We start from the raw sequence: 23176 nt of genomic DNA on the forward strand, positions 1-23176 counted from the left end.
GCGGAATGCGGGATTTGATGAATATTCAGGCTGTTACAGCTCTTCACCCTGCTTATATAGGGTTTATTTTTTATCCTGGCTCTGCCAGGTACATTGGTTCTGTTGATCCTGAATTGCTCAGTTCAATTCCTGCAACGATTAAAACTACAGGTGTTTTTGTCAATGAAACATTGGAAGAAGTCAAGAGGCTGATAGCTTTATATGAACTTAAGGCAGTACAGTTACATGGAGCTGAAAGTCCGGAGTATTGCGCTGCCTTACAGCCGTATACTGAGGTGATTAAGGCTTTTGGGGTTAATTATTCATTTGATTTTGAAAGTCTTATTGCTTATGAAAAGGTAACCAGTTATTTTCTTTTTGATACGCTGACGGTAAACCATGGCGGATCAGGTAAACGTTTTGACTGGTCTTTATTAAAACAATACCGGTTAAATCAGCCTTATTTCCTAAGTGGTGGAATTGGCCCGGATGATGTGAATGAACTGGCATCAATCGATGATAAGCGTCTACATTTTATAGATGTTAACAGTAGGTTCGAAATATCACCCGGGTTAAAAGACATAGAACTACTTAGTACATTTTTTACTTTATGGAATGCGGCCCCGGCTGCTAAAAATTATAACGATATGAATTATTTTGTTAATGAAAAAGGCTATTACGGTGATTTTGGAGGAGCATATATTCCTGAAATGTTATATCCGAATGTAGAAGAACTTCGTCAGCATTACCTTGAAATTATCAATGCGCCAGAATTTCAGCAGGAATTCAGGGCGTTGCTTAAAGATTACGTAGGCAGACCTTCTCCTTTATATCTGGCAAAACGTTTGTCTGAAAAGTATAATGCGAACATCTTTCTAAAAAGGGAAGATCTCAATCATACCGGTGCGCATAAAATTAACAATACCATTGGCCAGATCCTGTTAGCGGAAAAGCTGGGCAAAAAAAGGATTATTGCCGAAACCGGTGCCGGACAGCATGGCGTTGCAACAGCTACTGTTTGTGCGCTGCGTGGTTTGGAATGTGTGGTGTATATGGGAGAAATCGATATTCAGCGTCAGGCACCTAATGTGGCCAGAATGAAAATGCTGGGTGCGAAAGTTGTGTCTGCTGTTTCCGGCAGTAAAACGTTGAAAGATGCAACCAATGAAGCCATGCGTGACTGGATTAATAATCCTATTGATACACATTATATTATTGGTTCTGTAGTTGGGCCGCATCCTTATCCGGATATGGTCGCACTTTTTCAGTCGGTTATATCAGAAGAGACTAAGAAACAATTACTGGAACAGACAGGAAATGATCAACCTGATTACGTCCTAGCCTGTGTTGGTGGTGGCAGTAATGCAATGGGTATGTTCTATCATTTTGTAAATGATAAAGATGTGAAGCTTATCGCTGTAGAAGCTGCGGGTAAAGGTGTTCACAGTGGGCATTCTGCTGCGACAACTGCTTTGGGTAAGGAAGGAGTACTTCATGGAAGCAGAAGTATTTTAATGCAGACAGACGACGGTCAGGTAATTGAACCTTATTCCATTTCCGCTGGGCTCGACTACCCGGGGATAGGTCCCCAGCATGCACATTTGTTTAAAACTACCCGTGCTGAATATGTATCAGTGAGCGATGAAGAGTCTCTGGACGCAGGTCTGTTACTCACGCAGCTGGAAGGAATTATTCCTGCTATAGAAAGCGCACATGCACTCGCCTATCTCGAAAAAATGGAGTTTACAGGCAAGGAGAATGTTGTTGTTTGCCTTTCCGGCAGGGGAGACAAAGACATGGAAACCTATATGAAACATTTTGGATTTTAATTACCGGCAGGTTATATATATATGAACAGAATTAATCAGTTATTCGAAAAGAAAAAAAACAATGTCTTATCCATTTATTATACCGCCGGATATCCTGGTCTAGGTGACACCGTTAGCATTGCTGAAGCATTGGAGAAATCCGGTGCTGATATGCTTGAAATCGGTTTTCCTTATTCTGATCCTGTTGCAGATGGTCCGGTAATTCAAGCTAGCAGCAAACTTGCGTTGGATAGTGGAATGACCCTGGATTTATTATTTAAACAATTAAAGGAACTGAGAAATAAGGTTACCGTTCCGGTTTTACTAATGGGATATGTTAATCCTGTATTACAGTACGGGGTAGAGAATTTTTGTAAAGCTTGCGCTGAAGCAGGGGTAGATGGTTGTATTGTCCCAGATCTTCCGATGTATGAATACGAAGAATTATATCAGGATGTGTTTCTAAAGTATGATATCTGTAACGTTTTTCTGGTTACTCCGCAAACTTCGGAAGAACGGATCAGGAAGATTGACGGTCTGAGTAAGGGGTTTATCTACCTTTTATCTTCTTCGGCAACGACTGGGCAGAATTTACAGGTATCTGATACAACAAGTGCATATTTTTCAAGGATTAAAGCAATGGAATTAAAGAACCCAACTATGATCGGTTTTGGGATTAGCAGCAAAGAAACTTTTGATAAGGCCTGCCAGTATGCAAACGGCGGCATTATCGGAACTGCATTTGTAAAGTCACTGCAGTCGCCGAATCCGGCCGAAGGTGTAAGTTCTTTTATGGAAGAGTTTACCGGCACCGTGCCGAGTCTGTCTTAAAACCGCGTGTAATAAATTAAAAGCAGCTTTCTCATCTTGTGGGAAAGCTGCTTTTTTTATAAATGAGCTTGTCATAAACAAGTAAAGATCGCCGGCTATAAATAGAGGTCCAGATTTCCTTTTCCTTCTCTTATGATTTCAAAATCACCTTGAGTACAATCAACGACAGTCGAAGCTTCATTATCTCCATATCCTCCATCTATAACAAGGTCTACGAGATCCTCATATTTTTCATGGATTAATTCGGGGTCTGTTGAATATTCTATTACCTCATCATCATCTTTAATGGAAGTAGATAAAATCGGATTACCAAGTGCCCTTACAATTTCTCTGGCAATCGTGTTATCTGGTACACGTATACCAACCGTCTTCTTGTTCGAACTAAGCAGTTTGGGTACGTTATTACTAGCGTTAAAGATAAATGTAAAGGGGCCGGGAAGTGCTTTTTTCAATACGCGGAAAGCAGCGGTATCAATAGGTTTGATATAATCTGATATATGACTCAGGTCAGAACAGATAAATGAAAAGTTAGCTTTTTCTGGTTTTATCCCTCTGATCTTACAGATCTTTTCGATCGCGCGCTGGTTTGTAATGTCACAGCCCAATCCATAAATAGTGTCAGTAGGGTAGATAATAATGCCGCCCTTTTTCAAGACTTCAGCCACCTGTTCGATGGCTTTATCGTTCGGATTTTCGGGGTAGATTTTGATTAGCATGTGTAAATTTACTGAAAATTTAACTGAGTAAATAGATAAATGTCGTAACATTGCTCCTAATTTGTAAAACTGACAAGTAATGAGAAAAGCATTTATTGCGATTGCCGCGTTTTTAGTATCGGCAACTTTGATGATTAGCCTTGCATGGCCGCCCTTTTACTGGGCGTTTATTTTTATTGGTCCGGTCATTTTGTTAGGTATCTATGATTTGTACCAACCTAAACATAGTATTGTCCGAAACTACCCGGTGGTCGGCCGTTTAAGATATTTTGCGGAAGACCTTCGTCCTAAAGTTTATCAATATTTTGTTGAAAGTGATACTAATGGTAAGCCATTCAGTAGATTAAACAGATCTTTGATCTATCAGCGTGCAAAAAAAGAGAATGATACTATTCCATTTGGTACACAGCTGGACGTTTATGAAAATGGGTATGAATGGTTGAGCCACAGTATTTCTGCGATCAGCCATCATGAATTAAATGAAGATCCGAGAATTACCGTTGGGGGCCCGGAATGTAAACAGCCCTATTCGTCTAGTATCTTTAATATTTCTGCTATGAGTTTTGGCTCATTAAGTCAGAATGCTATTCTTGCTTTAAACGGCGGTGCTTTCATGGGGAACTTTGCACATAATACCGGAGAAGGTGGAATTAGTGATTACCATGCGGCTCCAAAAGGAGATTTGATCTGGCAGATCGGTACCGGATACTTTGGTTGCAGAAATCATGATGGTACCTTTAATTTTGATGCTTTCTCCGAGCGGGCAAAAGGATCTCAGGTTAAAATGATTGAAATCAAATTATCTCAGGGTGCCAAACCAGGTCACGGGGGAATACTTCCAGCGGGAAAAGTAACGCCTGAAATTGCGAGAATCAGATTAGTAAAACAAGGTTTTGATATTATATCTCCACCTGCTCACTCTGCTTTCAGCACACCGGTGGAACTGGTGACTTTTGTTCAGAAATTACGTGAATTATCGGATGGTAAACCGGTAGGTATTAAATTATGTATCGGACGTAAAAGTGAGTTTTTCGCAATTTGTAAAGCCATGGTGGAAACAGGTACCTACGTAGATTTCATTACCGTAGATGGTGGTGAAGGTGGTACGGGAGCATCTCCTCAGGAATTCTCGAATGCAGTAGGTATGCCTTTAAGAGAAGGTGTTGCTTTCGTATACGATGTATTGACAGGATTTGACTTGAAGAAACATATTAAAATTATTGCATCCGGGAAAGTCTCTTCTGGTTTCGACCTGGTAAAAAATATAGCGCTTGGTGCAGATATTTGTAATTCTGCAAGAGGAATGATGTTCGCGCTCGGCTGTATACAGGCGCTGGAGTGTAACAGCAATACCTGTCCGACTGGTGTCGCTACACAAGATCAGAGTTTGATGAAAGGATTAGTCGTGGATGACAAGAAAGTGCGTGTATTTAATTATCACAGATTGACGGTGGCCAGTGCTGTGGAATTGTTGGGTGCAGCCGGCTTGAGACAGACTGAGCAATTGACACGTGCTTATATAAACAGAAGAATTGCACCGAATGTAACCCAGTCCTACATGGAAACATTCCCTTATATCCCTGAGGGTAGCCTGTTAAGCACACCTTATCCTTTGAGATTTGAATTGGGAATGGCCCTGAGTAAGGCTTCTAGCTTTGCACCGACAGACTATAGAGCAACCTCTATGGATTATGCACATGCGAATGCACCGGGCAATGCGCCGCAACCGTTCGCTGGTTAAGCTATTATATAAGTCAATAAAAGAGGGTCCTGCTAATACAGCAGGACCCTCTTTTATTTTATTGTGTTCTTAAAATTCTGCATTCTTAGGGAAACGCGGAAAGGCAATAACGTCTCTGATGTTGGTCATACCCGTCACGAATAATATCAGCCGCTCAAATCCAAGCCCAAAGCCTGAATGTGGTGCTGTACCGAAACGACGAGTGTCTAGATACCACCATAACTCTTCCTGAGGGATGTTTAATTCATCCATTCTTTGTGTCAGTCTATCCATACGTTCCTCTCTCTGTGATCCGCCAATCATTTCACCGATACCAGGGAAAAGTACGTCCATGGCAGCAACAGTTCTTCTGCCTTCGGAATCCGGTTCATTCTGACGCATGTAGAATGATTTAATATCTGCAGGGTAATCTGTGAGGATAACTGGCTTTTTAAAGTGTTTCTCAACCAGATAACGCTCGTGTTCCGATTGCAGATCTGCACCCCATTCATTAATTATATATTTAAACTGTTTTTTCTGATTTGGCTTTGATGATTTCAGAATAGCAATTGCTTCTGTATAAGTTAATCTTTGGAAGTCGTTATTGACACAGAAATCAAGCTTCTCCAGTAAGGAAAGTTCGGAACGTTCCTGTTGAGGCTTATTTTTTTCTTCTTCCAGTAGACGGTTGTTCAGGAATTCCAGTTCTTCTCTACAATGTTCTCTTGCGTAAGAGATAAGATACTTCATCATATCCTCTGCCAGTTGCATATTGTCTTCCAGATCAGCGAAAGCAACTTCTGGTTCAATCATCCAGAATTCTGCAAGGTGGCGTGTGGTATTTGAGTTTTCAGCTCTGAAAGTAGGGCCAAATGTATAGATCTCTCCAAAAGCCATTGCAGCAAGTTCGCCTTCCAGCTGGCCGGAAACAGTCAGATTGGTTGCTCGTCCAAAAAAGTCTTCAGAAAAATCAACTTTTCCGTCTTCAGTCCTTGGAGTCTGATCAAAATCTAAAGTGGTAACGCGAAACATTTCACCAGCACCTTCTGCATCAGAGGCAGTGATAACTGGCGTATGCATATAGACGAATCCGCGCTCATTATAAAACTGGTGAACAGCAAACGCCAATGCATGACGAATTTTAAATACTGCATTAAAAGTATTTGTACGGAAACGCAGATGTGCAATTTCACGTAAAAATTCTAAACTGTGTTTTTTAGGTTGCAATGGAAATTTTTCAGGATCACTGTCTCCGAGAATTTCAACTGAGGTAGCTTTAACTTCCACACGCTGACCTTTTCCAAGAGATTCCACCAACTGGCCTTTAATAGCAATTGCAGCTCCTGTCGTGATTCTTTTTAGTAATTCTTCTGCTGTATTATTAAAGTCAACAACGATCTGAAGATTTCCCATGCAGGAACCGTCATTGAGGGCTATAAACTGGTTGTTGCGGAAGGTTTTTACCCAACCCATAACGCTTACTTCTCTGTTAAAATCAGTAGTGTTTAACAGGCTTTTTATTTTTTCTCTTTTAATCATGATTTTATATGGAACGCGTAAAAATAATGATTTTGATTTAGAGGCTGTTAAATAACATGAATTATTTGAAAGAGACCTTTTTTTTGGATTTAAGTTGAATTTCGTTTATTTTATTTGTTTTTAATGATTTTTTCGGGTTATTCTATAATTTAATTCTTTTTTATTGAATTTTTAATTGTTTTTTACTGGTTTAAATCAGTGTTTTATGTTTTTAAGTCATTTTAGTATTGTTTTATTGTTGTTTATTTGGTGTTAAATTTGATTTTATTACTTTTTTAATCATTTTATGATGTGTTTTATGCTTATTTGTGCGGGTTTATTCATTTTTTATGAAAAAATAAATATAAAACTTGTTTTTTATCACATAATATCTATATTTGTGTTGCTCGTTTAATTTATATTTGGTTAAAGATCCTCGGCTTCAGGGCTGAGGATCTTTTTTTTTGGAAAATTTCAAGCATAAAAAAAACCGGTTGTCTTAACAACCGGTTTTTAATCTATAAAATTAGAACTATACGAATTAAGCTAAAACTTGAGTAACAAGAGCAGCCGCATCTTTTAATGCAATCGCTGAAAATACTTTTAAGCCAGACTCATCAATTAACTTCTTAGCTTCTTCAGCATTTGTACCTTGAAGACGGCAGATAATTGGCACTGGAATATCACCAATTTCTTTATAAGCATCAATAACACCTTGTGCAACACGGTCACAACGAACGATACCACCAAATATGTTAATCAGGATAGCTTTTACGTTAGGATCTTTTAAAATAATATTGAATCCTGCTTTAACTGTTTGTGCATTAGCTGTTCCACCTACATCCAGGAAATTTGCTGGTTCACCACCTGCAATTTTAATAATATCCATTGTAGCCATAGCAAGACCTGCACCGTTAACCATACAGCCAACGTTTCCGTCAAGTTTTACATAGTTTAGGTTGGATTCACTAGCTTCAACATCGGTAGGATCTTCTTCAAGTTTATCACGCATTGCTGCGTAGTCCGGATGACGGTATAAAGCGTTCTCATCTAAGTCAACCTTAGCGTCAACTGCGATGATTTTGTCATCAGATGTCTTTAAAACAGGGTTAATCTCAAACATTGCAGAATCTGTATTATCATACGCTTTGTAAAGCGCAGTAACAAATTTCACCATTTCTTTGAAAGCGCCACCGCTTAAGCCTAAGTTGAAAGCGATTTTACGCGCCTGAAAAGCCTGAAGACCAACTTTAGGATCAATTTCTTCTTTGAAAATTAAATGAGGCGTGTGCTCAGCAACTTCTTCAATATCCATTCCACCTTCGGTAGAGTACATAATGATGTTTCTTCCACTGCTACGGTTTAATAATACGCTGATATAAAACTCTTTGGTTTCAGATGCACCTGGATAATAAACATCCTGTGCGACCAGAATTTTATTAACTTTTTTACCTTCCGCGCCTGTCTGAGGTGTTACCAGCTGCATACCTAAAATATCAGTAGCTCTCTGTGTAACTTCATCAAGGTTTTTGGCCAATTTAACGCCTCCACCTTTTCCTCTACCGCCAGCATGGATTTGCGCTTTGATCACTACCCAGTCAGAGTTGTAGTCTGCTTTCATTTTTTTTGCAGCTTCTACAGCCTGCTCAACAGTTTCGGCAACGATGCCTTCTTGTACGGCAACACCAAAACTTTTAAGTATTTCTTTACCTTGATATTCGTGTATATTCATTTGCTGAAAAAATTTGATCCAAATCTACAATTTCAGATTGGTTTTAAAAACTTATTCTCCCTTTTATGATGTAGAAAAAAGGCTACAATTCAGCTGTACACAATTATAAAGTCAATTTTGTAAGTTTGCAGGATGCTAAAAGCCGCAGGTATAAAAAAAGCTTATGGGAATCTGCCAATTCTTAAAGGAGTAGATTTTGAGATCGCTAAAGGAGAGATCGTCAGTATTATCGGTGCTTCAGGTGCGGGTAAGAGTACCTTGCTTCATATACTGGGCACACTGGATAAAGCAGATGAAGGTACTGTCGAATTAAACGGTGCCAGACTTCATGAGCTCAATGGAGAGGAGCTAAGTGTATTCAGAAATAAAAATATCGGTTTTGTTTTTCAGTTTCACCACCTTCTACCCGAATTTACCGCTTTGGAAAATATCTGCATTCCGGCCTTTATAGCGAAAAAGAGTAAAAGAGAAAGTGAAAACTATGCAATGGAGCTATTAGATCTTCTTGGTCTTAAAGACCGGGCAAGTCATAAACCAAATCAACTTTCAGGAGGAGAGCAGCAACGGATAGCCGTGGCCAGGGCATTGATTAACCGTCCGGCTATTATTTTGGCAGATGAACCTTCGGGAAACCTGGATTCGGCAAATGCCGATAGCCTGCACCAGTTCTTCATTACACTGCGTGATAATTTTCAACAAACTTTTGTAATTGTTACCCATAATAAAGACCTCGCTGAAATTAGTGACAGGGTTGTCACCATGAAAGACGGTTTAATCGTATAAAATTTGAAAACATTAATTACCGGCGGAAAATCTGCCCAGGCGCTAAAGGTCTCTAAAGCCTTTGCTGCCGATAACCTCATCCTGGCCGATTACGGCTCAATTCCTGCATTTACTTCTGCAAAATACCAGCTTATTAGTCTGGGCGAAAGAAACGATACAGTCATTGCACATAATTTGCTCACACACTGTCTGGATCTGCAGGTAGAATGCCTGGTGCCTCTTTATGATTTCGAATTAGATCCGCTTTTGCGTTCTGTGTTGCTTTTTGAAGAATTCAATATTAAGATTTTTCTTCCGGAAAGAACAGTGTCGGGTGAATATATTAAAGAAGGCGGCTTAGTTCATGCAATAGCATGGGCTGTATTTAACGAAAGTAAACTAATCTACTGCTCAGACTCGGAATTAAACTCCAGGCTTGAAAGTCTTGGTTTGGAAAGAGCACTGAACGGTGTATTTCAGTTGGAGAATCAGCAGGATAGTTTAGTACCATATTTGCTGCAGATCGGGCAGTAGAAAAAAATATAAACTTATTATGAAAAGTAATCTGTCAGTAGATAATTATAAAGGATTTGTACTGGGTTTAGATGACGTGATCTATCCCGAAAAAGATTACCTGCTACAGGTATACTATTTGTTTGCCCAGTTCATGGAATATAACGAGCAAATGGATGGGAATGCGATAATCAGCTGGATGAAAGACTCCTATGAGAAAGACGGGCCTGAAAACTTATTTGAACTTACGGCAGCTAAATTCGGCATTCCTCAGACCTATCTGAAGAATTATGGTTTATTGCATCAGACTGCCCGGCTACCATTAAAGTTAATGTTGTTCAAAAAGGTATTGGACTTTATGCAGGAAGTGCATGCTGCCGGGAAACCGCTTTTCCTTTTATTGCAAGGCGATCCTGTAATGCAGTTAAATAAAGTAAGACAAATGGAATGGCATGGTCTGGAGACGTATTTGAAAGTATATTTCAGTGCAGATACAGCACATGGTACCATTCCGGAGACTTTAGCGTTAATTAAAGCCGAACATGGATTGCAGGCTGCTGAACTATTATGTGTTGTAAGTGAAAATGAGGTCGTAGATGATAATCATCAGGCTGAAATAAATTTTTTGCCTACATCTAAACTTTGACTACCTTAATCCTGTCAACCTATTGATAATTATATGGATATGCAAATCAGGAAAGACCTTAGATACTTTCCCCGTTACATGGTGTTGTTGGTTTGTATTTGCTTAGGCACAGCTTGCAAGAAAGACCGTTCAATCGAAGATAGAGGAGAGCCGGATCCGGTTACGCCAGTGGGCAGCAGAACAGAGCTCACGCTGGACTCCCTATATTATTATGCTAAGCAAATTTATTACTGGAACGATGTGATTCCCGATTATCAGACCTTCAATCCAAGGCAGTATCTAGGTAAATCAGATCCTTTAAATAGCTATGATGATGCACTTTACGCATTAACGCAGTTAAAGATTAATCCGCAAACCAATATACCCTACGAATATTACGGAGATGGCTTTCCAAAATACTCCTATATAGACGATCTAACCAAATCAAATCCGAGTTTTGTTTCTGCTACTAAAACTGCTAATGTAGATTTGGAAGGTAATGGCTTTGATTTTGGAATAAGACCTGTTTTTTTTACATCAGGCGCCGAAGAAAGTAGCAGTTATTTGTTATTTATCACGGCAGTTTATCCAGGTTCTCCTGCCGCAGCTGCAGGCGTGAAAAGGGGTTGGCAGATAAAGACCGTTAACGGAAAGCCGGTAGGAGCGAGCTATGGTGCTGAAAAAGCCCAGGTTACCAGTGCTTTAACTGGGGCTTCTGTTATCCTGACGGGTGTTAATTTTGAAGATAGCAAGCCTTTTTCAGTGACACTTGAGAAAAAATCTTATAAAAGCAGCCCGGTTTATACCAGTAAAATTATAGAGCGCTCGGGTAAAAAAATCGGATACCTGGCATTCGCCAGGTTTTCAGAGATATCTGATCTTAAGGGAAATAATGACATCAATCTAGATCCGGTATTTGCGGAATTCAGCACTCAGGGCATTACCGATTTGGTTGTAGATCTTAGGTATAATGGCGGCGGTTATATTAATACCAGCGCTTATTTGGCCAACCTGATCGCTCCTGCTGCTACGAACGGCAAAAAAATGTACACAGAGATTTTTAACCAGACTATGCAAAAGGGAGAAGCTAAAATATTGGCTAATCAACCTCTATTGGATGAAAATGGGAAAATTCAGACGCAGAATGGGAGAGTTTATACTTATGCTAATCTCAATTATCAGCAGGACAGTCCGGATAATAATGTTTATTTCGCTAAAAAAGGAAGTTTAAATACCGTGTCAAATGTAGTTTTCATTGTCAGTAAAAATACAGCGTCTGCCAGTGAGCTGCTAATTAATAGCTTGAAACCTTATATGAATGTGAAACTAGTCGGGGATACCACTTTTGGTAAGCCTGTCGGATTTTTTCCTGTGACTATAGAGAATCGTTATGATGTCTATTTTTCAATGTTCGAAACCAAAAATGCACTTAATGAAGGTGGTTATTTTTCCGGCATGTTACCAGATGTATTATCTGAGTTCGATGATCCAAGGTATGAATTTGGAGATTTGAAGGAGGATTACCTTGCCAGAGCTTTACAGTTACTAGCGCCGGCAGCCTCAGTTAGTAGGAAGGGGGCTACGATGAATATCAGGGGGCGTGAGATCATGACATCCTATTTTAAAGCGGAGCAGTCAAGGCCGGTTAATCCGCATAGTGAGTTTAATGGTATGATAGATAAACGATATAAAATGGCGAAATAGCCGTAAATAAAAAGCGATAAAAAAAGGAGAGCAACCGCTCTCCTTTTTTATGATCAGAAAGATTGTAGCTGATCCCTGTAAGTTTTTTCTACCGGGCGGTCTTTATCAAAGTTATCTGTTATTTCAAGGATGCCGTTTGCTGCATTAATAAAAAACTGCTGATTAATCATTTCAAATTTGTCTGAAGCTCTATGATAATCCGGATGATCTTCTACTCCAAAATATATAAATGGAATGTTTTTAGCATTGAATGCAGCCTGGTCGCTCATGTTGGTCCAGTCGTCAATTCCAAGTTTAGGATTGTCATGCCCAAACAAGATTTTTAAATCTGGAATGGTAGATATAATGTAATTCTTAAGCTGTGGATATTTATACGTGCCGGACGCATATAACTCACCCTTATCGTTGTGGCTGATCATATCCAGATTAATGTTTAATTTAATATCAGATAGTTTAACAGGAGCATTATCAACGAAATATTCTGACCCCTTCTTACCAAATTCCTCTGCATCAAAAGCTACAAATATTAAAGTATGGTTAGGTTTAGCCCTTGCGTAGTGTGCAGCAATTTTCAGCAGACCGGCCACACCGGAAGCATTATCATCGGCGCCGTTAAAAATTCTTCCATTAATGACCCCCAGGTGATCGTAATGCGCGGTGATGACGATTACCTGGTCTGTATTTCCTTTGATATATCCAACTACGTTTTTCCCTTCAATTTCAGGATTGTCAATTCCTTTAAACGTGAATGCCTGCTGGAAATTTGAGTACTTTGAAAAAGGGATTACACCAATTTCTTTAAACCGTTTTATGATATAATTTCTTGCAGATTCTGCACCCTTCGTACCAGTTTTTCTCCCCTCAAATGCATCTGAAGATAAGACTTTGACGTCCTTTAATAATTGATTTGCATTTGCAGGTTGATTAGATTTTTTGACGGCATTGCAGCTTAGGGTGAGGGCTAATGGAAGGATTAAAAATAATTTCATAAGTAAAGACAGTGTTAATTTCCTTATTCTTTTACCTAATATATTACAAATTAGTGACAGTATGGTTTTAGTTATAAAAATAAGGAGGAATAAAATTATTGCCAATAAAAAAGCAGGCCGGGGGCCTGCTTATAAAAAACACACGAATTTAATTCTAATAATAAGTAAGTCTCACAACACCAGCGAGTTTTTTCGCCAGACGGATTACCTGTCTGGTATATCCGTACTCATTATCATACCAGGCATAGATAATTACCGATTTATTATCTTTAGCCATAATGGTCGCTGGACCGTCGATTATAGCTGCGTGACTGTTGCCGATCAGATCAGAACTCACCAATTCGTTAGAGATGGAAAATTCGATCTGCTCGCTAAGCTTGCCAAACAAAGATGCCTGCTTAAGCAGATCAATAATTTCTGCTCTTGAGCTAACCTGATTTAATGAGATATTGAGAATGGCAAGAGACACATTTGGGGTAGGAACCCTAACCGCGTTACCCGTTAATTTTCCCCCCAGCTGAGGAATAACTTTAGCGACTGCTTTATCTGCCCCGGTTTCGGTAATTACCATATTCAGTGCAGCCGAACGCCCGCGTCTGTATTTTTTATGGTAATTATCTAATAGATTCTGGTCGTTTGTATAGGAATGAATTGTTTCGATATGACCTTTTTCTATTCCATAAGCGTCCTCAATAATTTTAAGTACGGGAACTATTGCATTGGTTGTGCAGGATGCATTTGAAAAGATATTTTCATTTACCAGGTCAAAATCTGCGTCGTTAATTCCTGCGACTATATTCGGTACATCTCCCTTCGCGGGTGCCGTTAATAAGACGCGGGAGATACCATTAGCTGAAAGATGTCTGCTAAGCCCTTCGCGGTCTCTGAATACTCCGGTATTGTCAATTAACAAAGCATCTTGAATACCGTATGCAGTATAATCGATATCTTCAGGATCTTTTGCTTCAATAAAGCAGACTGTCTGGCCATTAATTATTAGCGCTCTATTTTGAAAGTCCTCCACTATAATTCCGTTAAATATACCATGAACTGAATCTGTTCTTAGCAGCTCGGCACGCTTAATCAGTTCTTCGTCACTATAAGTCCTGGTAACAATGGCTCTAAGTCTTAGCTGTTCACCTTTTCCAGCTTGTAAAATAAGCTCCCTGGCAGCGAGTCTTCCGATACGGCCAAATCCGTAAAGAACTACATCTTTAGGCTGCAGGCTAATCTTGTCATGACCGATATGTGAACTGAGTTTACTGATTACAAAATCATGTTGCGTGGCAAACTGATTATTTTCATCCAGCCATTCCGTAGTCAGACGTCCTATATCTATTCTCGAAGGCGCAATACTGCATGAAGCAATTTCTTTTGCAAGTTCCAGCGTCTCATAGATATTGATGTCTTTGCCTGAAATTTCTTTCGCATACTGGTGACAGGCGAGAATTTCGCTGCTGCCTACATCAAAAAGTGGTTTGCGGAATAGGACAAGTTCGATGGATCTGTCGAACCATAACTGTCCGACAATTTGTAGAAGCTGGACAGCTTTTTTTTCTTTTTCAATCCAGTTTTGGAACTCGGACTGGTACTTGTTGAACATAATAAGGCATATTTGGTTAGAATGCCTCAAAAGTATAAAAGATTGGGTGAAACCCAATCTTTTATATCCGATTATTAGGGTTTAAGATTAACCCAGATATGATTTTAAAATTTTGCTTCTTGAAGTGTGACGAAGACGTTGTAAAGCCTTGTCTTTAATTTGACGGACACGCTCACGGGTCAGGTTAAATTTCTCACCTATCTCCTCAAGCGAGAGCGGGTGATTAGTACTCAATCCGAAAAATAACACGATAATTTCACGCTCACGTTCAGTTAATGTAGACAGGGAACGTTTAATCTCTTCAGACAGTGATTCATTAATCAGACTGCTGTCAGTATTAGGTTCGTGATTTTCCAGTACATCCAGTAAAGTGTTTTCCTCACCCTGAACAAAAGGAGCATCCATAGATACGTGACGGCCTGAATTACTCAGCGTATCAGATATTTTATCTACAGTAGTTTCCAGGATTTCAGCCAGTTCTTCCGGAGAAGGCTCGCGTTCAAATTCCTGTTCAAGTTTAGAGAATGCCTTACTGATTTTACTTAGTGAACCAACCTGATTTAAAGGGAGACGGACAATACGACTCTGCTCAGCAATAGCCTGCAGAATTGACTGACGAATCCACCATACCGCATAAGAAATGAATTTAAAACCTTTGGTTTCATCAAAACGTTTTGCAGCTTTAATTAAACCTAAATTTCCCTCATTAATTAAATCACCTAAAGTTAATCCCTGGTTCTGGTATTGCTTGGCTACCGATACAACAAAACGTAAATTGGTTTTTGTTAATCGTTCCAAAGCTGCCTGATCACCTTCACGAATTTTTCTGGCTAATATAACTTCTTCTTCGGCTGTGATCAGATCTACTTTACCAATCTCATGAAGATATTTGTCCAGCGATTGACTTTCGCGATTGGTTATGGATTGGGTAATTTTGAGTTGTCTCATTTATATGCTTGGTGCTCTTTATGTGTTTTGAACGTGCAAAAGTAAGGATTTAAAGGCAATTTTTAAACATAAATTCCTGAAAATGTTACAGTTTACGAACTTTAATTGTACTCGACTTGGATAGCAAAAATTATTCCAAATGCATTTTGTCAGTTATAACACAAAGACGCTGGAAATGTTTCTTAAATATTGATTACCAATGCTTAGAATGATATTTTTTACTTAATTTTAATAGTAATGTTATAAATTAATTATATAACTATGACAATTATCTGAGATAATTATATCTAATATAATATTTGTTGTCATAGCATGTCAAGATATTATACAAGTTAAAAATTCATTCTAACGCCAAATCCCATTTGAAAAATATATGGAAGCGGCGTCGTTGTACGGTTCTCGAACCAGCTAATCAGGTAAAGATCGTTTGTGTTAGCTTCAGCATACAGACTTATAGATTTAATTTTACTTGTTTTATCTCCGAGTATCTTGATCTCTGAACTTAGGCCAAGATGCTCCCTAAGCGCCGGAGACCAGAAATAATATCCTTTTGCATAAATATCCCTGTCAAATTTAAATCCGAAGTTTTTCCCGAACGTGTAAGAAGCGAAAATTACCGGATTAACCGGGTGGAAAACGATCTTGTCACTGATTCTGATAGCGAAAGGTTTATATTCAAACTTAACAGCTGCAATATGTAATTCACCACCTTTAATTTCAGGTACATATCCATAATGAAAGCTGAGGTTTGTCTTTTCTTTAAAAAGGTTATAGCCGACACCCAGACTCATATAACCGATGCTACCTGCGTATTGTAAGCCTATGTTATCGGGGGTAATAGATTTAAGAAATTTTTCCTGGGCGGATAACTTTCCTGATAAGAATATTAAGAATATACTAAAAAAACACAGCCTGCGCATTGATCTTTCCATTTTCTATAGTGAGTTGAGTATATGCTTTGTTAACAATAGCATTAGTTATAATAAAAGGTATTCCCTGATCGTCCTGTCTGTATATGATATCAGGAGCATGTTGATGAGAGTGTACAGAGGCAAGAACACCAGGAGTACTGTTCATTAGGTTTTCGTAAGCCGGGCGGAGTTTCTGATCAAAATCTGCATCAGTGGGAGGGACATGAGAGAATGCGACTATACCAGACTGGCCGGCATCTCTTACCATATTGTTTTTTAACCAGGTTAGATCTGGTATGGTGCCGTTAAAGGCATGTTCGCGGCTGTTCGAATCATGGCACACAAATTTTACACCCGCATAATTGAAGGTAAAGTCTGTTTGTCCGAACATGCGCAGGTAAATTTCGAAACCATTTGCGACCTGATCATGATTACCGATAACGGAAATAAACGGGACATTTAGTTTGCTGTATATATTGTATACACCTTCGAATTCCAGCAATAGGCCAAAATCGGAAATATCTCCATTCAGAATTACAAAATCAATGTCATTGCGACTATTGATATGGTCTACGAACTCCTGAGATTCTTTGTACTTTCTCTGCGTGTCGCCGGAAACAGCGATACGTATTCTGCTTCCGGGTTTTCTTTCAGGCAGTGTGGCAATTTGAGTATTATTTACCTCTTTAGGAGTCTTACTGTTGAACTTCTGATTGGGGCTGAATTCATCATATTCACAGCCATTTAATATGAAAATGGGTATTAAGAGTAGTATTAGTTTTAATTTCATAACAAGGAATTAACCTTGCAAAGGTAGCAAAACCTTAGCTACATCCTGACTAAAATTATATATCAGTCAGTTTGAAGCTGTCTCTCAGACGAATACCTTTCTCTGTTTGTTGTAGCGTACAGCATTCATTTACCGGATCGTGCTCCAGAAAAATAATATGATTTTCCTTAACAACCTCTTCCAGAAAAGCTTGTTTCTCTATTAAGGTCTGCATCGGAAACATATCATAAGCCATTACATAAGGTAAAGGAATATGACCTGTGGAAGGGAGAAGGTCTGCTGCGTAAATAATATTGGTTCCCTTATAATTTAAATGCGGAATCATCATCGAATCAGTGTGCCCGAATGCAAAGCGCACTTTAAAGTTTTCGCTAAAAATGACACCTTCCTGCTGGTCAACATATTTCAGCTGTCCGCTTTCCTGAATCGGCATAATATTCTCTTTCAGAAAAGAAGCTTTTTCTCTTGCATTCGGATGAACGGCCCATTCCCAATGTTTTTCATTACTCCAGTAAACTGCGTTTTTGAATACCGGTCTCAGCTTGTCACCCACAAGTTCCACAGCACCGCCGCAATGGTCAAAATGCAGGTGGGTTAGGAATACGTCTGTAATGTCATCACGGTTAAAGCCTAGCTTAGCAAGGGATTTATCCAGGGTGTCATCACCGTGAAGATAGAAATGGCTCAGAAACTTAGCATCCTGTTTTTGTCCTATACCGGTATCAATTAAAATAAGTCTGTTGCCTTCCTCAACAAGCAGGCAGCGCATGGCCCAGGTACACATGTTATTCTGATCTGCAGGATTTGTTCTTTGCCAGATAGATTTTGGCACGACACCAAACATTGCACCTCCGTCCAGTTTAAATAAGCCTGTGTCAATTGTATGTAGTTGCATATGCGGGTAGATTAGGTTCAGGTAAAAATAAAAAAAAACCTGCTGATTAGTTCAGCAGGTTTCGATAAGGTAAGCTTTAAAAGCTAATGTCTGAATATATTATAGGTGAATTACTTCGCCATAAGCATCAGCAGTGGCTTCCATAATTGCTTCACTCATGGTCGGGTGAGGGTGAACTGCTTTCAGCATTTCATGTCCTGTTGTTTCCAGTTTGCGGGCAACTACAATTTCAGCAATCATTTCGGTTACATTGGCGCCAATCATATGGGCACCTAGTAATTCTCCATATTTTGCGTCATAGATCATTTTAATAAATCCATCTTTAGCACCAGCAGCACTTGCTTTACCAGAAGCTGAGAACGGGAATTTACCAATTTTCAACTCGTAGCCGGCAGCTTTGGCTGCTTTTTCAGTGTACCCTACAGAAGCAATTTCTGGTGTACAGTAAGTACAGCCCGGAATATTGTTGTAATCTAAAGGTTCAGGGCTCTGACCAGCGATTTTTTCTACGCAGATAATACCTTCTGCAGAGGCAACGTGTGCCAGGGCTTGTCCGCCGACGATATCACCGATAGCATAATAGCCTTTTACCGAAGTATTGTAGAATTCATCAACAACAACTTTTCCTTTTTCAGTTTTAATTCCTGTTTCTTCTAAACCAATATTTTCGATGTTAGCTACAACTCCGGCTGCGGAAAGAACGATATCACATTCTAAAGTCTGCATACCAGACGCTGTTTTAACCTGAACTTTACAGCCAGCGCCGCTGGTGTCTACAGATTCAACACTAGAAGAAGTCATTACATCTATCCCTACTTTTTTGAAGCTTCTTAACAGTTGTTTCGAAATATCTTCATCTTCTACAGGAACGATATTATCCAGGAACTCAACTACAGTCACTTTTGTACCCATAGTTGCATAGAAATAAGCGAATTCTACTCCAATTGCACCAGAACCCACAATAACCATAGATTTTGGTTGCTCAGGAAGAACCATTGCCTGTCTGTATCCAATTACTTTTTTACCGTCCTGTTTCAGGCTTGGTAATTCTTTGGAACGTCCACCCGTCGCCAGGATAATATTTTTGGCAGTCAGTTCTTTTTGGGAACCATCAGCACCTTTGACCTCAACTTTGTTTCCTGGCTTTACTTTACCAGTGCCCATGATGACATCAATTTTATTTTTTTTCATTAAAAACTGAACGCCTTTACTCATTCCGTCTGCCACACCGCGGCTGCGTTTAACCACAGCAGCAAAATCAGCTTCCGGAGCAGCAGTTTTAATACCGTAATCAGCTGCGTGATTGATATATTCAAATACCTGGGCACTTTTTAACAGCGCTTTAGTTGGAATACAACCCCAGTTCAGGCAAATGCCTCCCAGGGATTCACGTTCTACAACAGCAGTTTTTAAACCCAGTTGTGAAGCTCTGATCGCTGCAACGTATCCGCCAGGACCGCTACCTATTATAATTACATCGTAGTTCATATCTTTCTAAGGGAAATTAAATAGTAAACGCCCAAAAATAAAAAAAATGTTGATTAAGCACGTCTTTTAATTTTGGCAGGGAAATTCCTGAGAATATATTTCATCATATGCCGGGATAGGTGCGGGTTATTAAGCAATTTCCGGCATGCAATTTATAGGTAAATCCTGATATTCCTATAAAGCTACTGATTAAGTGTTTGTTAACTCTATATAATTGATGTTAAATGTTGATAAAATTCTGACAGACTTAATAATAAATTAACATTGAAAGCTAAATCCTTGTAAAATTAATATCTACTTTTGCCGGCATAACTAATATTACATCAAAACAAAACATTTCAAAACAAAATCTTTCAATCAAAAGGTATGAAGAAATCTCTACTATTTAAGTTTGTAGTTATCCTATTTGCTTTTATCGGGTCAGTCCTGACTGGAAATGCACAGGTAACAACATCATCGATGACAGGCTATGTCAAAGATTCAAAAGGCGCTTTGCCCGGCGCCAGCGTTAGAGCCGTGCATGTACCAACAGGTACAGCTTACGCAACTACGACGAATAACGATGGTCGTTTTACTATCGCGAACATGCGTGTTGGCGGACCTTACAGTCTTGTGGTCAGTTTCATCGGTTACGAATCAATGAAATATGAGAACTTAAGTCTTAAATTGGGTGCATCATACCCGGTAAATGTTGTTTTATCAGATGGATCACAGCAGCTGAATGACGTCCAGATTGTTGCGAGCAGGGATAAAACTATTAACAGTTCAAGAAATGGTGCGGCTACAAACATTTCCCGCCAGCAAATTGATCAGTTACCTGCTATCTCGCGTAGTATAACGGATTTAACTAAATTAACGCCTCAGGCAAACACGCAGGGAGATGGATTCTCATTTGCTGGAAGAAACAGTTTATTCAACTCCCTTACTTTAGACGGAGCACAGATGAATAACGTTTTCGGACTATCTTCTTTGCCAGGCGGACAGACAGGTGCACAGCCATTCTCACTTGATGCATTAGATGAGCTTCAGATTAACTTAGCTCCTTATGACGTTAAACAGAGCGGATTTACTGGTGCTGGTGTAAATGCAATTACTAAAAGTGGTACAAACAAATTCTCAGGATCTGTATACACTTATTATAAAGATCAGAATTTACAAGGCTATAAAGTAGGTGAGACGACTCTTCCTAAAGTTGGGAATTCATTTTTGAACAAACAATTTGGTTTCAGATTAGGTGGGCCGATTATCAAAGACAAATTATTCTTTTTTGTCAATGGAGAGATTACAAGACGTATTTCGCCTGGTACAACTATACAGGCAAACAGGGGTGTGGCTGGTTCGAATATTTCAAGCGTACTTGCATCTGATTTAGATGCCGTTAGAAATGCAGTTATTAACAAAACTGGTTATGATCCGGGTAATTATGAAGGTTACAGTAACCAGCAGAATGCAGATAACTTAACTGCACGTATTGACTGGAATATTAATGATGCCAATAGATTGACAGTTAGATATAACTACCTGAAATCTTTTAGAGATGTCAATCCAAGCGGATCTAATTCTAACTCTGGTAGAGGACCGTCATTGACGTCAATGATTTATGATGGAATGAGATACGCTCAGTATAACAATATTAAATCTGTTACAGCAGAATTAAATACCCGTTTCAATGATAAATTTGCGAACAACCTGCAATTAGTTTATACAGGCTTCCGTGATTACCGTAAAACACAAGGAAATCCTTTCCCTGTAATTGACATCGAAAATGGAGCTGGTGCGAACTATATTTCACTAGGCACCGAACCCTTCAGCGGTCTAAATAGTTTAAATCAGGATATTTATACCTTAAATGAAAACTTTAATATTTTCGCTGGAAACCACACTTTCACTATTGGTGGTTCGGTAGGTTACCAAAAATTTGATAATGCATTTGTTCAGTTTTTCAATGGCCAGTTCAGATATAAATCTGTATCAGATTTTATTTCTGCTGTAAATGGAGACAATACGATTATGCCAACACAATATCAGTTGACTTATTCTGCTGATCCTAATAATCCACGCCCTTCGGCTAGATTTAGCCAGGCGCCAGTTGCTGTTTATGCGCAAGATGAATGGTATATTAAGCCTAATTTCAAATTAACTTACGGTGTAAGACTTGATATGCCGATTTACACCGAAAACCTTGCTTCGAATCCACTGGTTACTAACTCTACTTTTAGAGATGGTGAAAGAATGGATGTTGGAAAACTTCCTAATACCCAGATTTTATTCTCTCCAAGAGTTGGTTTCAACTGGGATGTTAAAGGTGATGCGACTCTGCAAATTCGTGGAGGTTCAGGAGTGTTCACAGGAGCTGTCCCTGCAGTTTGGTTAACTAATCAGGCTGGTCAAAATGGATTATTGACGAACAGTGAATTCAGTACTAATCCTAATAACCGCCCGTTCAATGCTGATCCGGCAGCCTATATCCCTTCAAATCCTACAGCAGCCCCATCTTTTCCAATAAATATTGCTGTTAAAGACTTTAAAGTTCCTCAGGTATGGAGATCAAGTTTGGCTGTAGATTATAAACTTCCAGGTGGCATTGTGGCTACAATTGACGGATTATATACTAAATCTTTAAACGAAGTATTTCACAGAGATGCTAACTTAGTTAATCCTACAGGACAATTCTCCGGCACTGGTGATACACGTGCATTTTTTCCAGGGGGAAATACAAACAGAATAAATTCATTTATTACCAATGCTATTGTATTTGATAATACAAACAAAGGTTATGCTTGGAACGTAACAGCTCAGTTGCAAAAGAAATTCGGAAGACATCTAGATGTAATGGCAGCGTATACAAGAAGCGACGCCCGCGATATCAGTTCCAATCCAGGTTCACAGGCTAACTCGGCATTTACAGGTAACCCAGTAGCAGGTGATCCTAATACTCCGGTATTAGCATATAGCAGTTTCGTTGTTAAAAACCGCGTGATTGCATCCGTAAATGTTAATTTCTCTATTATTCCTAAATTGCCAACTTCATTTGGAGTTGTTTATGAAGGCAGCCCATACGGTGATGTTTTTGGTAATACAAGATTCTCTTATATCACTTCCGGAAACGTTAACAATGATAATGCTACCTCGAACGATCTGATGTATATTCCAAGAGATCAGAATGATATTAAGTTAGTACCAATTACTGCTTCAAGAACTACAACACCAGAAGATATTAATTCTCAGTATGCAAGGCTTGATGATTATATCAATCAAGACAAATACCTTAGCAAGCACAGAGGTGAAATGTCACAAAGAAACGGTGCTGAATACCCTTGGGCGAATAGATTTGATATTAGAATCCTTCAACAGATCAAAACTGTATTTGGTGAGAAAGACAACAGCAGATTTGAAATTTCTGTCGATATCATCAACTTTGGTAATATGTTGAATAAAAAGTGGGGAACTACAAAAACTCCTCAGCTGACCAACTTCTTACAATACAAAGGTGTTGTAAATAACACACCAACGTATACTGTGAGTCAAGCTTTACCTGGTGAAACTTTCAGAGACAACACTAGTATCGGTTCAAGATATCAAGTTCAGGTTGGGGTGAGATATAGCTTCAACTAGATAATAACCAATATAAGAACAAAAAAAGG

At 39.1% G+C, this 23176-nt stretch carries 18 protein-coding genes and 1 pseudogene; 9 read left to right on the forward strand and 10 right to left on the reverse strand.

Going from position 1 to position 23176, the window contains the following annotated elements; all coding sequences use genetic code 11:
- Positions 1-5: 5 nt before the first annotated feature.
- The 3 genes and pseudogenes from BLR53_RS20060 to trpA all read left to right on the forward strand — a co-directional run.
- Positions 6-572, forward strand: a pseudogene (locus BLR53_RS20060) (phosphoribosylanthranilate isomerase); the annotation flags it as partial.
- A 54-nt stretch (positions 573-626) separates the two neighbouring features.
- Entirely contained in the window at positions 627-1808 is a 1182-nt protein-coding gene (trpB, locus tag BLR53_RS20065; RefSeq protein ID WP_037444100.1) for a tryptophan synthase subunit beta, read from the forward strand.
- A 21-nt stretch (positions 1809-1829) separates the two neighbouring features.
- Positions 1830-2618: a tryptophan synthase subunit alpha gene (gene trpA, locus BLR53_RS12805; protein WP_074590168.1), complete on the forward strand. Its 789-nt coding sequence runs from the start codon at positions 1830-1832 to the stop codon at positions 2616-2618.
- A gap of 95 nt (positions 2619-2713) precedes the next feature.
- On the opposite strand, the gene BLR53_RS12810 is transcribed toward trpA, so the two are convergent.
- Positions 2714-3334 (reverse strand): L-threonylcarbamoyladenylate synthase, encoded by a 621-nt coding sequence (locus BLR53_RS12810; RefSeq protein ID WP_074590171.1) that lies wholly within the window; start codon positions 3332-3334, stop codon positions 2714-2716.
- Between the two features lie 79 nt (positions 3335-3413).
- Between BLR53_RS12810 and BLR53_RS12815 the strand changes: the two genes are divergently transcribed.
- Positions 3414-5075 carry an FMN-binding glutamate synthase family protein gene (locus tag BLR53_RS12815; protein WP_037444077.1) on the forward strand — a complete coding sequence of 554 codons (1662 nt, stop codon included), beginning with the start codon at positions 3414-3416 and terminating at the stop codon, positions 5073-5075.
- A gap of 69 nt (positions 5076-5144) precedes the next feature.
- Here BLR53_RS12815 and asnS read toward each other — a convergent pair whose 3' ends face one another.
- On the reverse strand, positions 5145-6593 hold the full coding sequence (gene asnS, locus BLR53_RS12820; protein ID WP_037444073.1) for an asparagine--tRNA ligase: 1449 nt from the start codon (positions 6591-6593) through the stop codon (positions 5145-5147).
- Between the two features lie 520 nt (positions 6594-7113).
- A complete protein-coding gene (gene sucC / locus BLR53_RS12825) occupies positions 7114-8304 on the reverse strand; it encodes an ADP-forming succinate--CoA ligase subunit beta (RefSeq protein WP_037444070.1) in 1191 nt (396 codons plus the stop codon).
- A gap of 132 nt (positions 8305-8436) precedes the next feature.
- On the opposite strand from sucC, the gene BLR53_RS12830 reads away from it, so the two are divergent.
- From BLR53_RS12830 to BLR53_RS12845, 4 genes are read left to right on the forward strand one after another with little or no spacing between them, the layout of a single operon-like run.
- The gene (locus BLR53_RS12830; protein ID WP_037444067.1) at positions 8437-9087 is read left to right on the forward strand and encodes an ABC transporter ATP-binding protein; all 651 of its coding nucleotides are present in this window, start codon (positions 8437-8439) and stop codon (positions 9085-9087) included.
- A gap of 3 nt (positions 9088-9090) precedes the next feature.
- Positions 9091-9600 carry an ATP-grasp domain-containing protein gene (locus tag BLR53_RS12835; RefSeq protein ID WP_074590173.1) on the forward strand — a complete coding sequence of 170 codons (510 nt, stop codon included), beginning with the start codon at positions 9091-9093 and terminating at the stop codon, positions 9598-9600.
- Between the two features lie 19 nt (positions 9601-9619).
- Entirely contained in the window at positions 9620-10225 is a 606-nt protein-coding gene (locus tag BLR53_RS12840; protein ID WP_037444063.1) for a hypothetical protein, read from the forward strand.
- Positions 10226-10264: 39 nt separating this feature from the next.
- Positions 10265-11908, forward strand: coding sequence for a S41 family peptidase (locus BLR53_RS12845; RefSeq protein ID WP_176763539.1), 1644 nt, complete (start codon positions 10265-10267; stop codon positions 11906-11908).
- Positions 11909-11961: 53 nt separating this feature from the next.
- On the opposite strand, the gene BLR53_RS12850 is transcribed toward BLR53_RS12845, so the two are convergent.
- The 7 genes from BLR53_RS12850 to lpdA form a co-directional block, all read right to left on the reverse strand.
- On the reverse strand, positions 11962-12897 hold the full coding sequence (locus BLR53_RS12850; protein WP_037444059.1) for a M20/M25/M40 family metallo-hydrolase: 936 nt from the start codon (positions 12895-12897) through the stop codon (positions 11962-11964).
- A 154-nt stretch (positions 12898-13051) separates the two neighbouring features.
- Complete coding sequence (locus tag BLR53_RS12855; RefSeq protein ID WP_074590177.1) at positions 13052-14500, reverse strand: glyceraldehyde-3-phosphate dehydrogenase; 1449 nt, start codon at positions 14498-14500, stop codon at positions 13052-13054.
- An 87-nt stretch (positions 14501-14587) separates the two neighbouring features.
- Positions 14588-15448 (reverse strand): sigma-70 family RNA polymerase sigma factor, encoded by an 861-nt coding sequence (locus BLR53_RS12860; RefSeq protein ID WP_037444054.1) that lies wholly within the window; start codon positions 15446-15448, stop codon positions 14588-14590.
- Positions 15449-15780: 332 nt separating this feature from the next.
- A complete protein-coding gene (locus BLR53_RS12865) occupies positions 15781-16380 on the reverse strand; it encodes a hypothetical protein (RefSeq protein ID WP_083332078.1) in 600 nt (199 codons plus the stop codon).
- A complete protein-coding gene (locus tag BLR53_RS12870) occupies positions 16346-17149 on the reverse strand; it encodes a metallophosphoesterase family protein (RefSeq protein ID WP_074590179.1) in 804 nt (267 codons plus the stop codon). Before BLR53_RS12870 ends, BLR53_RS12865 begins: the two co-directional genes overlap by 35 nt.
- A 55-nt stretch (positions 17150-17204) precedes the next feature.
- Entirely contained in the window at positions 17205-18044 is an 840-nt protein-coding gene (locus BLR53_RS12875; RefSeq protein ID WP_037444051.1) for an MBL fold metallo-hydrolase, read from the reverse strand.
- Positions 18045-18143: 99 nt separating this feature from the next.
- The gene (gene lpdA / locus BLR53_RS12880; protein WP_037444049.1) at positions 18144-19532 is read right to left on the reverse strand and encodes a dihydrolipoyl dehydrogenase; all 1389 of its coding nucleotides are present in this window, start codon (positions 19530-19532) and stop codon (positions 18144-18146) included.
- 366 nt (positions 19533-19898) lie between these two features.
- Here lpdA and BLR53_RS12885 point away from each other — a divergent pair, with 366 nt between their 5' ends.
- Positions 19899-23147 (forward strand): TonB-dependent receptor, encoded by a 3249-nt coding sequence (locus BLR53_RS12885; RefSeq protein WP_074590181.1) that lies wholly within the window; start codon positions 19899-19901, stop codon positions 23145-23147.
- The last annotated feature ends 29 nt before the right edge of the window (positions 23148-23176 follow it).

It is taken from the genome of Pedobacter antarcticus, assembly GCF_900103515.1.
Taxonomy (GTDB): domain Bacteria; phylum Bacteroidota; class Bacteroidia; order Sphingobacteriales; family Sphingobacteriaceae; genus Pedobacter; species Pedobacter antarcticus.